The following is a 13,244-nucleotide window of genomic DNA, read 5'->3' as shown; positions in this document are numbered from 1 at the left end:
AAACGTAAACGCGGTTGTCAATCGCTCCCTCCGGGTTGTTCGATCAGGATACGGATAAATCTGCGTTGCAACAGGTGTCACACATGGCGCCTAATGAGGAGCGTCATGTTTGCAGGTCTTAAGTCCATGCCTTCGATAAATTCTCCGCTGATTTCCGCCACGCCGGGGCTTGTCTGGGCCTATCATTTCCGGCCCGGCGAGGCTGGCACATGCTCAAAGCTTTCGCTGGAGGCGACACCGTCGGAGCTGGCGATCGACACCGGTTTCCTGTGGCTGCATCTCAACCTTGCAGACCTGCGGGTCGGCGCCTTTCTGGAGAATTTTCCCGGCCTTCCGGCGGCCGCAGCGGTCGCGCTGACCACCCATGAAACGCATGCGTCGATCACGCTGGACGAGCAGTCCGTCTATGGCACGCTGATCGATTTCCAGCGGGAGTTCGACAGCGACACGCGCGATATCGGCTGGCTGCATTTCTTCGCCTCCGACAAGGTGATCATCACGACCCGGCTGCAGCCGCTGCGTTCGGTCGACCGGGTGCGGGCCGCGATCGAGAAGAATGCCGGTCGCTACAAAAGGCCGCTCGACCTGTTCGAGACGCTGGTGGCCGAATTCCAGCGCACGATGATCGCGATGGTGATGGAATTTACCGAAGAGCTGAACCTGATCGAGGATTTCGTCTATGACAACGTGCCGCGCGACGAACGCCGGCGGCTTGCTCCCGTGCGACGTATGGTGGTGCGTCTCCACCGGCACCTGCGCACGACCCTTTCGCTGATGCGGCGTGCGGCGGCAGCCGACGATGAGGATATGCCGCCCGGGTTCGACGATATCGCCTCACGGCTGATCGGTCGGCTCGAAGCCGTCGACCACGACGTCTATGCGCTGCAGGAGCGGGCCCGGCTGCTGCACGAGGAAATCGATTCCAAACAGGCATCGGAGACCAACCGGCACCTCTACATACTCTCGATCATGACCGCCTTCCTGCTGCCGCCATCACTGGTCACCGGCTTTTTCGGCATGAACACGTCGTCGCTGCCGTTTGCCGAGGGACTGCACGGCACGGCCTTCGCGCTGGGTTTCATGGTACTTTCGGCGGCAATTGCCTGGTGGCTTCTGAAGCGGACGGGAATTTTCTGAAAGAATGGCAAAACGAAATCAGCCCGCCCGGGCATGCCGGACGGGCTGTCTTGTCGTGCACGGTTTCGCCGGATCAGGCGACGGCGTGGAGCTTCGCCTGATCGCCCTGGAGGCGATTGGTCATGAAGTTCGCGTACCATTCCACGAACTGCATGACGCCGCCTTCATGCGCTTCCGAATAGGGACCCGGCTCATAGGCCGGCGACCGGATGCCGAAGGCATTTTCCTCGACGATCTGGCGGTCCTGGTCGTTGGTCATGTTCCAGACGTGGGTCAGTTCCTCGACCGTATAGTCGACGCCTTCAACCGCATCCTTGTTGACGAGCCATGTGGTGGTGACGGCCGTTTCTTCCGGCCCGATCGGAATGACGCGGAAGGAGATCGCGTGATCGACCAGCATGTGGTTCCAGGTGGTTGGATAGTGGAACATCAGCATGGTGCCGATATGGGAGATCGTCACGTCTTCCGACAGCGCCTTGGCGACCGCCGGCCGGCCGTTCATCGTGTAGCTTTCGGCGTCCTCGATGAGCGGCATGCGGGCCACGCGGTACTGGCCATCCGTCGACATGTTGAACGTGCTCGGCAGGTTTGCCGCCTCGCAACGCTGCCAGTGCTCGGAAATGAACGGATCGTCGCCGGCGCCCTGCACACCAGTCGCCGTCGGCGCTTCGGGATAGGTGCGGCAGAGTTCCGGATGATTGGCGGCGCAGTGGTAGCACTCGCGATTGTTTTCCCAGACGAGCTTCCAGTTGCCCTTTTCGATGATCGTGTTCTTGGCTGCGACCTTCGTTTCGGCCAGCCGATGCGGCGCCATATAGGGTTGGATCGTCGCGCGGACGGGCGCGAAATCGGGCGCCTCGTTGGCAAGGCAGACGAAGATATAGCCAGCGACGGATTCGCAGTGAACAGGCTTCAGGCCGAACTGCTTCTTGTCGAAATCATCGCCCATATGGCGCGCCGACATCAGCGTGCCGTCGTGCTGGTAGGTCCACTGGTGATAGGGACAGACAAGACGGGTCGCAGAACCGCTATCCTTGGTGCAGACGCGGTGACCGCGGTGGCGACAGGTGTTGTGGAAGGCGCGGATCTCGCCTTCGCGGGTGCGCAGGACGAGGACCGGATAGTCGCCGATCTGCAGCGTCACGTAATTGCCGGCCTTCGGGATTTCGCAATCATGGCCGACGAAAAGCCAGTCGCGATACCAGATCATTTCCAGATCGAGCTTGTAATAGTCCGGATCGATGTAAAAGGGCTGTTCGAGGCTGAAGCCTTCGCGGCGATTGTTGAGCTGCCGTAGAACCTGGCTGTGAATGTCCATCGTGTCTTCCTCGTCAATTCCACTAGCGAAAGACTTGGGGGTCATGCGGACAGACCTCCTGCCCCCAATCCTACCCCGAACGTCCACCGCGATCGGTCGTCAATCACGTCCCCAGACTGGCACCGGATCGGCCGAGGGTTCTCGTCACGCCTGCCGGCTTCCCAATTTAACGCCGTCCCTAGCCGAGGCGACTCCATTAGTTTCGCCGATTTAAGCACTCGCGCTGCCTGTCGCACAGGCGACATTGCGACATCGGAAAACGCATTGACGACGATGGCTCACATGACGGCTTCGGTTTTCCGCTGACAAGTGGGGGGACAGGGTGCTTCTCGCGGTGCGTTGAGACGTAAACCGGCTGTTAAACCGCTCCGGCTAGACTTCTTCTTGCGCGAAGGGGCCAGCCGCATGCAGACGACCGGAAAGCTACGCTATTACGACGCGAACCGGCCAATTCCGCCGGTGCCGGTTTCGGCGCCAACGAGCGCGATCGGGCATTCCGAGTTCCTGCGCACAGGCCGTATCTCCAGGACACAACCGCTGTGGCTGCCCAAGGAGCGCCGTTATCTCACCTATGAGGAAGTCGCGGAGCGGACGGGGCTGAAGCTGGAGTCTGCCGGCGAACGCACGCATCAGCGGATCAACGGCTTCCATCACTCGATCCAGTTCCCGAAAATGGTGTTCCACCGCACGCTGGAGCAGACCCCGCATCTCGGCTATTGCCATGTTACCGCCGCAAGCACCCTGTTTTCGCCGAAGGCGAAGGTGAAATGGTCTTTCTACATCGCCAATTTCCTGGCCGAGATCGGCGATGAGGACGAGTTCTTCAAGAGGGTGAACACCCAGTATTCCCGCATGTATTTCGCGGTGGCGACCGAAAGCGACCCGGATCAGTCGATGAAGATCGACCGCAGCATCCGCAAGAACGGTCTTCTGTTTCGGACCACCGACCCGAAGGAAGCGCTGAAAAACGTTCTGATGCTGGGCGCGCCCGACCAGGCGGTGCGGGCGATCATCAAATCGCTTTAACGCGGTCTCAGTCCGCGCTATGCACAGCGGGACATGACGGCAGAGATCATCGACATCAGGACGGACAGGAACGACGCGCTTGACCAAGCGTGCGCCGTGCTGTCGCGAGGCTTCCCGGTCGCCATTCCGACGGAGACGGTGTACGGGCTTGCAGCCGACGCCACCAATCCATCCGCGATTACGCGCATCTATGAAACCAAGGGGCGGCCGCGCTTCAACCCGCTGATCTGCCATATGGCCGATGTCGCGATGGCGGAGCGGTATGCATCGTTCGATCCGATCTCGCGTCGGCTGGCGGAAGCCTTCTGGCCGGGGCCGCTGACGCTGATCCTGCCGCTCATTCCAGAAAGCGGTATCCATCCGCTCGCAACTGCAGGGCTCGATACGGTCGGCATCCGCCTGCCATTGGGCTTTGCCGCCGATCTCATCCGCGCCTTCGGCAAGCCGCTGGCAGCACCGAGCGCCAACACGTCCGGCAAGGTCAGCCCGACCAGTGCCGGCCATGTCGCTGGTGATCTCGGGAGCAAGCTGAAACTGATCCTCGATGGCGGCGCGTCGTCGGTCGGCGTCGAATCGACCATTGTCCGCGTCGAGGGCGAAACGGTCCGGCTGCTGCGTCCCGGCGGCGTTGCCGCTGAAGAGATCGAGGCGCTGATTGGTCGCGCGGTCATTCGTCCGGAAGGACCGGCAGCGATCATCGAAGCGCCCGGCATGCTCGCCTCGCATTATGCGCCATCGGCAGCCGTGCGGTTGAATGCGACCCATGTGGCGCCGGGCGAGGCGTTGATCCGGCTGGGATCGGATCCGATCGAGGGCATCGAGCAGGCGAAGGCAGTGTTTGACCTCAGCCCCTCCGGCGATCTTGCCGAGGCAGCCGCCAATCTGTTCGATTATCTGAAGAAAGCCGATGCGGTGGGGGCGACGCGCATTGCAGTCACAGCCATTCCCGATACCGGGCTTGGCGAAGCCATCAACGACCGGCTGGTCCGAGCGGCAGCCCCGCGGGAATAAAAATACGAGCCCAGGAGAAACGCCATGGACATGCCCCTCCCTTCCCCGGATCTACTTGCCCGGTTTACGGCGATCGTCGGCGCTGCGCACGCGGTCAGCGATCCGGTGGAGCTTGCGCCGCATCTCGTCGAAAACCGCGGGCTCTATAAGGGCGCGTCCCCTCTCCTTCTCAAGCCCGGTTCGACGCAGGAAGTTTCGGCGATCCTGAAGCTTGCCAGCGAGACCGGGACGGCCGTCGTGCCGCAGACTGGCAATACGGGTCTTGTCGGTGGCCAGACGCCACGCAGCGGCGGATCCGACATCATCATCTCGCTGGAACGGATGAACCGCATCCGCGAGATCGACCAGATGGCAAACGTGATCGTTGTCGATGGCGGCGTCATCCTTGCCGAGGTGCAGAAGGCGGCGGAGGAGGTCAACCGGCTGTTTCCGCTGTCGCTCGGGTCGGAAGGCTCATGCCGGATCGGCGGCAACCTTTCCACCAATGCCGGCGGCACGGCCGTGCTTGCCTATGGCAACATGCGCCAGCTATGCCTCGGGCTGGAAGTGGTGCTTCCGACCGGCGAGATCTGGGACGGCCTGCGCAAGCTGAAAAAGGACAATACCGGCTACGACCTGCGTGACCTGTTCATCGGCGCCGAAGGCACGCTCGGGATCATCACCGGCGCGGTGCTGAAACTCTATCCGCGGCCGGTCGGACACCAGGTGGCGCTTGCCGGGCTTGCCTCGCCGGCCGATGCGCTCTTGCTGTTTCAAAAGGCATCGAACCTCTGCGGCACGGCGCTGACCGGGTTCGAGCTGATGCCGCGGATCGGCATCGAGTTCACCACCCGGCATATCGACGGCGTGCGCGACCCGCTGTCTCAACCCTACCCATGGTATGCGCTGATCGACATCTCGACATCCGACGCCGCCGAAACCGCCGACACGATGGTGCAGGCGCTGCTGGAACAGGGGTTCGAGGCCGGACTGGTCATGGACGCGGTGATCGCCTCGTCGGTGGCGCAGCAAAAGGCGCTGTGGCACATGCGCGAAAGCATGTCGGATGCGCAGAAGCCCGAGGGCGGATCGATCAAGCACGACGTTTCGGTGCCGATCTCGAAGATCCCGCATTTCATGGCGGAAGCCGAGCAGGCGGTTCTCGCCGCCGTTCCCGGAGCCCGCATCTGCGCCTTCGGCCATCTCGGCGACGGCAATATCCACTACAACATCTCCCAGCCGCTCAGCAACGACATGGCCGGCAACAAGGCCGCCTTCATCGACCGCTGGCGGGAGGTGAATGCGATCGTCCACGGGATCGTGCTGGATGCCGGCGGCTCGATTTCCGCCGAACACGGGATCGGCCAGCTGAAGCGCGACGAGCTTGCGCATATCCGCCCGCCGATCGAGATGGAGCTGATGCGGCGCATCAAGCACGCCTTCGATCCGGCCGGTATCATGAACCCCGGCAAGGTCGTGGCATTGCCATGAGCAAGCCGGCACCGGACCGGCCGACCATGACGATCCGCGTCGATCTGGAAAACGGCGTCCGGCTGGGGCCCGGCAAGGCGCAGCTTCTGGAACTGATCGCCGAACATGGTTCGATCCGGGCCGGCGGCGCTGCGATCGGCATGTCCTACCGGCGTGCCTGGCTGCTGGCAGACGAGATCAACCGGATGTTTCTGGAGCCCTCGATCTCGACCCGGCATGGCGGCAAGTCTGGCGGCGGTGCGGGGCTGACCGAATTCGGCCAGCAGCTTCTTGGCCGCTACAGGGATATGGAAGCAAAAAGTCGGGCTGCAGTGCAACCCGACCTCGATTGGCTTGATAGTGTGACGGACCCGCAATTCCGGGCCGCCGGTAGCGACAAGGCCGACTGAGCGATCAGCCCGCCCGGCGCATCCGTTCACCCATGCCCTGCAGAGCGCCCGGCTGACGCCCGGTGCCGCTGACGCGGAAGCTGCGGATGAGGTTGAGCAGTTCTTCCGTATCGGCAGACAAAGCCTCGGCGGAGGCAGTCGTCTCTTCGGCCATCGCGGCATTGTGCTGGGTGGCCTGGTCGAGCATGTTAAGCGACGAGGAGATCGAGCGCAGCGTCGTATCCTGTTCGGCTGCCGAATGGGCGATGCGGCCGACGATGTCGCTTGCCGACTTCACCTGATCGGAAATCCGCTTCAGGGCCTGGCCGGCCTCGCCGACGAGGCGGACGCCGTTTGCGACCTGGCCGGACGAGCGGGAGATCTGTTCCTTGATCTCCTTGGCGGCGGCGGCCGAACGCTGGGCCAGTTCGCGCACTTCCTGGGCGACGACGGCAAAACCCTTGCCGCTTTCGCCGGCGCGGGCCGCTTCGACACCGGCATTGAGGGCCAGAAGGTTGGTCTGGAAGGCGATCTCGTCGATGACGCCGATGATCTTGGTGATTTCCGCCGAGGACTGTTCGATGCCGCTCATGGCGCCGATTGCTTCCTCGACGACGGCGTCGCTGCGACTGGCTTCGGTGCTGACAGCCGTGACGCGCTGGGCGGCGTCGCGTGCACCGTCGGCGGTCTGGCGAACAGCGACGGTCAGTTCGTCAAGTGCGGCGGATGTTTCCTCGAGGTTGGCCGCCTGGCGTTCGGTCCGCTGCGACAGTTCGTTGGAAGCACGGCGGATTTCTTCTTTCGAGCCGCCGATATCGATGCCCTTGTCGTTGACCTTGGACATCGCCGCTTCGAGATGGCCGAGCGCCTCGTCGAAGTTGTCGCGCAGGCCGGCGTAACGGGTGCCCAGATCGCCGCATCGAACCGTCAGATCACCCTTGGCGAGCTGTTCGAGCGCCGAGCCGATCGTCGAGACGACGCGGGCTTGAAGCGCTGCTTCGTCGCGCTGCATGTCGAGATTGTGCTGGCGTTCGCCGTCGAGCTCCTCCAGCTGGCGCTGCTGGCTTTCCTGCATGGCATGGCGCTCGCGCACCTTTTGCTGCAGCGCCTGGGTGGCGCGTGCCATCAGGCCGACTTCGTTTTTCATGTCCGTATGCGGGATCTGCATCGTCACGTCTTCGTCGGCCACGGCGTTCAGCGCCTGACGGATCGCACCGAGCGGACCGGAGATGTTGCGGATCACGACGAAGGCCAGCAGCGAGCCAAGGACCAGGATGACGAAGCCGAAGGACAGCGCCTTGAAGACTTCGCTGCGGATCTGCGCCTGGAGATCGTCGACGTAGACGCCGGTGACGAGAACCAGCTGCCAGGGCTCGAAGGCGAGCGCGTAGGAGCTCTTCAGGAAGGTATCGCCTTCCTGACCAGGCTTGGGACCGAGAAAATCGACGGTGCCGCCACCGGCGCGGCCGATCTTGACCAGTTCGTCACGGTACATGAAGCCCTGGCTGTCCGGCTTGCCCTTGAAACTCTGGCCGAGCCGCTTGGGATCCGGATGGACACGCATGTTCACATCGTAGTCATAGGCAAAGAGGTAGCCGTCCGGGGTGAAGGTCATGGCCGACACGGCTTCGAACGCCCGCTTCTGCGCCTCTTCGCGACCCATCGCACCGGAGGCCTCGAGAGCCTGGAAACGCTTGAAGATACCGATGCCAGATTCCACCTGCGTGCGCAGCATGCCGTAACGTTCGGCGTAGATCGCCTGGGTGGACGTGCGCAGCTGCATGTATGTGGCAGCGGCAAAGCCGGCGATCAGCAAAAGCACGAGCAGCAGCAGCTGGTGGGAGATTTTGAGGTTCTTCATGGTCCGCTCACCTGTGACCGGCAGCGACCGCGCAGGCCGCACCTTGGGAAAAATGATGTTTGTGGGAGGCGGCACATTCTGCACCATGTCGTCTGCAATGATTGCAGTGCAACGACCATATGAGCGATGCATAAATAATTATTTAATCACACAATAACGCAGAAAAACGTATGGCCGCACAGTAACTGCGCGGCCTTTTATTGACTGGCTGCAATGACTTGCTGACTGTTTATTCAGCCCGTTTCAGCCTGAGGCTGAAGTCTTCGAAAGTGATCGGTTTCGCCGAGGCTTCCGCAACTTGAGGGGCTGGCGCAACAGCGCTCGTGGTGGCCTCCAGATCGATGCCATCGCGCGGCGGTGGCGCATTCTCGATCATCTCTTCGAACGAGGTGGAGGTCGGCGCCGGCACGTTCGCAATGGTTTTTCCGGCATCCATCCAGGCCGGGACTTTTCCGACGAAGACGACAGGCGATCCGCCGAACCATGCTTCGGTGCGGACAAGACGCTTTTCGCCGTTGATTTCGATGATCTCGGTCTTCTGTGTGCCGGGCTCGAGGACCGGAACCTTGTAGTTGGACAGATCGGGCTTTGCGGCCGGAGGCTCGCAGTCGCTGCAATGCCACGATACGATGCTCGAGGATTTCTGACTGCCATTGGTTGCGGTGACGGACGACGCCTGGGCGCCGCCGGCCAGCAGTGCTGCGGCTACCGTTGCTGCCGTGATCAGAACGCGATGCATCGCCGGACTCCCGAGTTTGGTCCGACAACCTATAGCAATGCTTCGTTTCCAACCCGTCAGGAGAATTGGTAAATTTTGAACGAAACCGCGGCTGCTGAACCGTCTCTAACGGGTTTCGCGCTCGATGGCGCGCCAGCCGATGTCGCGACGGCAGAAGCCGTTTTCCCAGTCCACCGCGTCGACCAGCCGGTAGGCGTTTGCCTGGGCTTCCGCAACCGTTCTGCCTGTCGCGGTAACGTTGAGTACGCGGCCGCCGGTTGCGACCAGCGCGCCATACTGCATCGCCGTGCCGGCATGGAAGATCTTCTCGCCCTCGCCTGCTGATGGCAGCGAGGCGATCGGCGTTCCCTTGTCATAGGCGGCCGGATAACCTTTCGAGGCCATGACGACGGTGAGCGCCACATCGTCGCTCCATTCCGCCTTCACCTCGTCGAGCGTGCCGGTGGCGGCGGCGTAAAGGATCTCCAGCAGATCGCTTTTCAGCCGCATCATCAGAACCTGGGTTTCCGGATCGCCGAAGCGGACATTGTATTCGATCAGTTCCGGCCCCTTGGCCGTGATCATCAGGCCTGCGAAGAACACGCCGGTGAACGGATAGCCGCTTTCCGCCATGCCGCGAATGGTCGGCTCGATGATCTCCTTCATCGTCCGCTCGACCATATCTTGCGTCATCACCGGGGCCGGCGAATAGGCACCCATGCCGCCGGTGTTGGGGCCGGTATCGCCATCGCCGACGCGCTTGTGATCCTGCGCGGTTGCCAATGCCAGCGCCGTCTTGCCGTCGGAGAGGCAGAAGAAGCTTGCTTCCTCCCCATCGAGATAGGCTTCGACCACGACCTCGGCACCGGCGGCCCCGAAGGCGCCATCGAAACAGTCGTCGATCGCCGCCAGCGCTTCTTCCACGGTCATGGCGACGGTGACGCCCTTGCCGGCCGCCAGACCATCGGCCTTGACGACGATCGGAGCGCCCTGCGCCTCGACATAGGCTTTGGCAGCAGTGCCGTCCGTAAAGCGCTGGTAGGCGCCGGTCGGGATATTGTAGCGGGCGCAGATATCTTTGGTGAAGCCCTTGGACCCTTCGAGCTGGGCGGCGGCGGCGGACGGGCCGAAGACGGCGATGCCCGCCTGCCGGATGCGATCGGCAATGCCGGCGACCAGCGGCGCTTCCGGGCCGACGACCACGAAATCGATGGCCTCGCTGCGGCAAAATGCAAGGACCGCCGCATGGTCGTCGACATCGAGCGCGACCAGTTCGGCATTTTCGGCCATGCCGGGATTGCCGGGAGCGGCAAAGAGTTTCGTCAGTTTCGGTGATTGGGCAAGCTTCCATGCCAGCGCATGTTCGCGACCGCCCGTGCCGATAAGAAGAACCTTCATCTGCCGCCCTCGATTTATCATCTGTGCTGGCGGTTAAGGCGAGGGACGGAAAAGGTCAAGTCTCGCCGGCAAAAGCGGCATTCAAGACGGCCGGTCCGGTTGCTGACGAAAACTGTCGCTGCGCAATCTCAACGTTGCTCTGAAAATCACTTTGTTACGAAAGGCCAGAAATGGGACAGGCTCGTTGCGCCGCGCCGCGTCCTGCAGTTTTTCGTCGAGATAGATGATCGCCGCCTCCAGTTCTTCGGAGCCAACGGCATCGTCGGACGCCAGTATATGGGCTATTTTGCTAGGCATTCATACCTCCTTACACGCCAAATCATGTGGCAGGAGCAACTATAGGATTCTGGCACAATGCGAGAAGGTGTCATCTCTTTTTCCACCGGTTCGCGGTTACCGACCGGTAAATGACGCCCCATTCCGAGACGACTGCCTGGGTAACCTGTGAACCGTTCCGATGGTCGGTTGTCTTGCCGCAAAGTTTGACTATGGTCTCGCCTCCTATCCAACGAGGACTTGCATGGCCGTCGAAAACCGCCTTCTCGCCGCCGTGATCGCCGCGGAAATCAACGCCCGCCCGGACCAGGCCATTGCCGCAATCGGGCTTCTGGACGAAGGCGCAACCGTGCCCTTCATCGCGCGCTACCGAAAGGAAGTGACCGGCGGACTGGATGACACCCAGTTGCGCAACCTTGCCGAACGGCTGATCTATCTTCGCGAACTGGAAGCACGCCGCGCATCGATCGTCGATTCGATCAAAGGCCAGGACAAGCTGACCGACGAGCTTGCGGCCAAGATCGGCAAGGCGGTGACCAAGGCCGAACTCGAAGACCTCTATCTTCCCTTCAAGCCCAAACGCCGCACCCGCGCCGAAATCGCCCGCGAGCGCGGTCTTGGTCCGCTGGCCGATGCGATCTGGGCCGACCGCACGCTCGATCCGGCCAAGCTAGCCGAGACATTCGTCAAGGGTGAAGTGACCGACGTGAAGGTTGCGCTGGATGGCGCGCGCGATATCGTCGCCGAAGCATTCTCGGAAAATGCCGACCTGTTGAAGCGGCTGCGCCAGCACATGCGCGACGGTGCTGTGCTGAAAGCCCGCGTGGTTGCCGGCAAGCAGGAGGCCGGCGCCAAGTTCTCCGACTATTTCGAGCATACGGAGCGCTGGGCCACCACGCCGGGACACCGGGCGCTTGCCATGCTGCGCGGCTGGAACGAGGAATTCCTGACGCTGACGATCGAGGTGGATGCAGACGACACCTCGCCGATCAAGCCGGCGCAGCGGATCATCGCGCTTGCTTTCCATATCAGCGACAAGGGTGCCGCCGACCGCTGGCTGATGGAGGTCGCCGGCTGGACCTGGCGAGTGAAGCTCTCTGTCTCCCTCTCGCTCGACCTGATGCGGGAGATGCGTGAACGCGCCGAGCAAGAGGCGATCCATGTGTTTGCCCGCAATCTGAAGGATCTGCTGCTGGCCGCTCCCGCCGGTTCGCGCGCGACGATGGGCCTCGATCCGGGCATCCGCACCGGCGTCAAGGTGGCGATCGTCGATGCCACCGGCAAGCTTCTCGAAACCACCACCGTCTACCCCTTCCCGCCCCGCAACGATGTGCGCGGCACCCAGGCGGAACTCGCAAGCCTGATCGCCAAACACAGAATTGAGCTCATCTCGATCGGCAACGGCACCGGCAGCCGCGAGACGGAAAAGCTGGTGGCCGACATGCTGGCCAACCTGCCGGGAGCCAAACCGACCAAGGTGATCGTGTCGGAGGCCGGCGCTTCGATCTATTCGGCATCCCAGGCGGCAGCAGACGAGTTCCCCGGTCTCGACGTGTCGCTGCGCGGTGCCGTGTCGATTGCCCGAAGGCTGCAGGATCCGCTTGCCGAACTCGTTAAGATCGAGCCGAAATCGATCGGCGTTGGCCAGTACCAGCACGATGTCGATCAGAACAAGCTGTCGCGTTCGCTCGAAGCCGTTGTGGAAGATGCCGTGAATGCCGTCGGCGTCGATCTCAACATGGCATCGGCACCGCTTCTGTCGCGCGTGTCGGGCCTCAGCAAATCGATTGCAGAGGCGATCGTCGCCCATCGCGACCAGAACGGTGCCTTTACCACGCGCCGGGAGCTCTTGAAGGTCGCAAGGCTCGGCAACCGCACGTTCGAACAGGCGGCCGGGTTCCTGCGCATCGTCAACGGCAAAGAGCCGCTCGATGCGTCTTCCGTGCATCCGGAAGCCTATGGTGTCGCGAAGAAGATCGTCGCCGCCTGCGGCCGCGACCTGCGCTCTCTGATGGGTGACAGCGCAGCGCTCAAATCCGTCGATCCGCGCCAGTTCATCGACGAAACGTTCGGTCTGCCGACGATCAAGGACATTATCGCGGAACTGGAAAAGCCCGGTCGCGATCCGCGTCCGAGCTTCAAGACCGCGACCTTTGCCGACGGGATCGACGAGATCACCGACCTCAAGCCCGGCATGCAGCTGGAAGGCACCGTCACCAACGTGGCGGCGTTCGGCGCCTTCGTCGATATCGGCGTGCATCAGGACGGGCTGGTTCATGTCTCCCAGCTGGCGGACAAGTTCGTGAAGGACCCGCATGAGGTGGTGAAGGCCGGCGACGTGGTGAAGGTGCGCGTTGTCGAGGTGGATGTGAAGCGCAAACGCATCGCGCTCAGCATGCGCAAGGACGGCGGCGAAGCCCCGCCTCCGGGCCCCCGCGGCGGTGATCGCGACAAGCCCGTCAATCCGAAGTTTGCAAAGACCGACAGCAAGCCATCTCAGGGCGCGTTCGGTGCAGCGCTTGCCGAAGCTATGAAGCGCCGCTGAGCCTGCGACGCCTTGGATAACCTCGAAAGCACTCCGTTGAGCACTGGCTCGACGGAGCTACTTCCAGTTGCGTTTTTTTGCGCTTGCAGTTGAATTGAAAGACGGTAGATTTTGAT

Annotated in this window: 11 protein-coding genes; 6 read left to right on the top strand and 5 right to left on the bottom strand. The window is 62.3% G+C overall.

All coding sequences use genetic code 11. The annotated features are described in order from the left end of the window. Positions 1–105 precede the first annotated feature (105 nt). Positions 106–1,137 (top strand): transporter, encoded by a 1,032-nt coding sequence (locus ASF70_RS09960; protein WP_244474002.1) that lies wholly within the window; start codon positions 106–108, stop codon positions 1,135–1,137. Positions 1,138–1,210: 73 nt separating this feature from the next. Here ASF70_RS09960 and ASF70_RS09955 read toward each other — a convergent pair whose 3' ends face one another. Beyond that, positions 1,211–2,455 carry an aromatic ring-hydroxylating dioxygenase subunit alpha gene (locus ASF70_RS09955; RefSeq protein ID WP_062453661.1) on the bottom strand — a complete coding sequence of 415 codons (1,245 nt, stop codon included), beginning with the start codon at positions 2,453–2,455 and terminating at the stop codon, positions 1,211–1,213. A 405-nt stretch (positions 2,456–2,860) separates the two neighbouring features. On the opposite strand from ASF70_RS09955, the gene ASF70_RS09950 reads away from it, so the two are divergent. The 4 genes from ASF70_RS09950 to ASF70_RS09935 are packed head-to-tail and all read left to right on the top strand — an operon-like array spanning position 2,861 to position 6,351. Further along, positions 2,861–3,481, top strand: a complete 621-nt coding sequence (locus ASF70_RS09950) for a DUF6656 family protein (RefSeq protein ID WP_062579395.1) — start codon at positions 2,861–2,863, stop codon at positions 3,479–3,481. A 33-nt stretch (positions 3,482–3,514) separates the two neighbouring features. Beyond that, positions 3,515–4,492, top strand: a complete 978-nt coding sequence (locus tag ASF70_RS09945) for an L-threonylcarbamoyladenylate synthase (protein ID WP_062579392.1) — start codon at positions 3,515–3,517, stop codon at positions 4,490–4,492. Positions 4,493–4,516: 24 nt separating this feature from the next. Continuing rightward, positions 4,517–5,962, top strand: coding sequence for an FAD-binding oxidoreductase (locus ASF70_RS09940; RefSeq protein ID WP_062579390.1), 1,446 nt, complete (start codon positions 4,517–4,519; stop codon positions 5,960–5,962). Then, positions 5,959–6,351 carry a hypothetical protein gene (locus ASF70_RS09935; RefSeq protein WP_062453665.1) on the top strand — a complete coding sequence of 131 codons (393 nt, stop codon included), beginning with the start codon at positions 5,959–5,961 and terminating at the stop codon, positions 6,349–6,351. The genes ASF70_RS09940 and ASF70_RS09935 overlap by 4 nt, the downstream gene beginning before the upstream one ends. Positions 6,352–6,355: 4 nt before the next feature. Here ASF70_RS09935 and ASF70_RS09930 read toward each other — a convergent pair whose 3' ends face one another. The 4 genes from ASF70_RS09930 to ASF70_RS09915 all read right to left on the bottom strand — a co-directional run bounded on the left by ASF70_RS09930 (position 6,356) and on the right by ASF70_RS09915 (position 10,604). Continuing rightward, a complete protein-coding gene (locus ASF70_RS09930) occupies positions 6,356–8,191 on the bottom strand; it encodes a methyl-accepting chemotaxis protein (RefSeq protein WP_062580176.1) in 1,836 nt (611 codons plus the stop codon). A gap of 229 nt (positions 8,192–8,420) precedes the next feature. After that, positions 8,421–8,930, bottom strand: coding sequence for a plant virulence effector HPE1-like domain-containing protein (locus ASF70_RS09925; protein ID WP_062579388.1), 510 nt, complete (start codon positions 8,928–8,930; stop codon positions 8,421–8,423). A gap of 105 nt (positions 8,931–9,035) precedes the next feature. Continuing rightward, on the bottom strand, positions 9,036–10,307 hold the full coding sequence (purD, locus tag ASF70_RS09920) for a phosphoribosylamine--glycine ligase (protein WP_062579386.1): 1,272 nt from the start codon (positions 10,305–10,307) through the stop codon (positions 9,036–9,038). 81 nt (positions 10,308–10,388) lie between these two features. Beyond that, positions 10,389–10,604 carry a hypothetical protein gene (locus ASF70_RS09915; protein WP_062579384.1) on the bottom strand — a complete coding sequence of 72 codons (216 nt, stop codon included), beginning with the start codon at positions 10,602–10,604 and terminating at the stop codon, positions 10,389–10,391. Between the two features lie 223 nt (positions 10,605–10,827). Between ASF70_RS09915 and ASF70_RS09910 the strand changes: the two genes are divergently transcribed. After that, entirely contained in the window at positions 10,828–13,128 is a 2,301-nt protein-coding gene (locus tag ASF70_RS09910) for a Tex family protein (protein WP_062579382.1), read from the top strand. Positions 13,129–13,244 lie beyond the last annotated feature (116 nt).

It is taken from the genome of Rhizobium sp. Leaf321, from assembly GCF_001423215.1.
In the GTDB taxonomy this organism is placed as follows: domain Bacteria; phylum Pseudomonadota; class Alphaproteobacteria; order Rhizobiales; family Rhizobiaceae; genus Neorhizobium; species Neorhizobium soli.
This window is presented reverse-complemented; position numbering and strand designations above follow the sequence as displayed.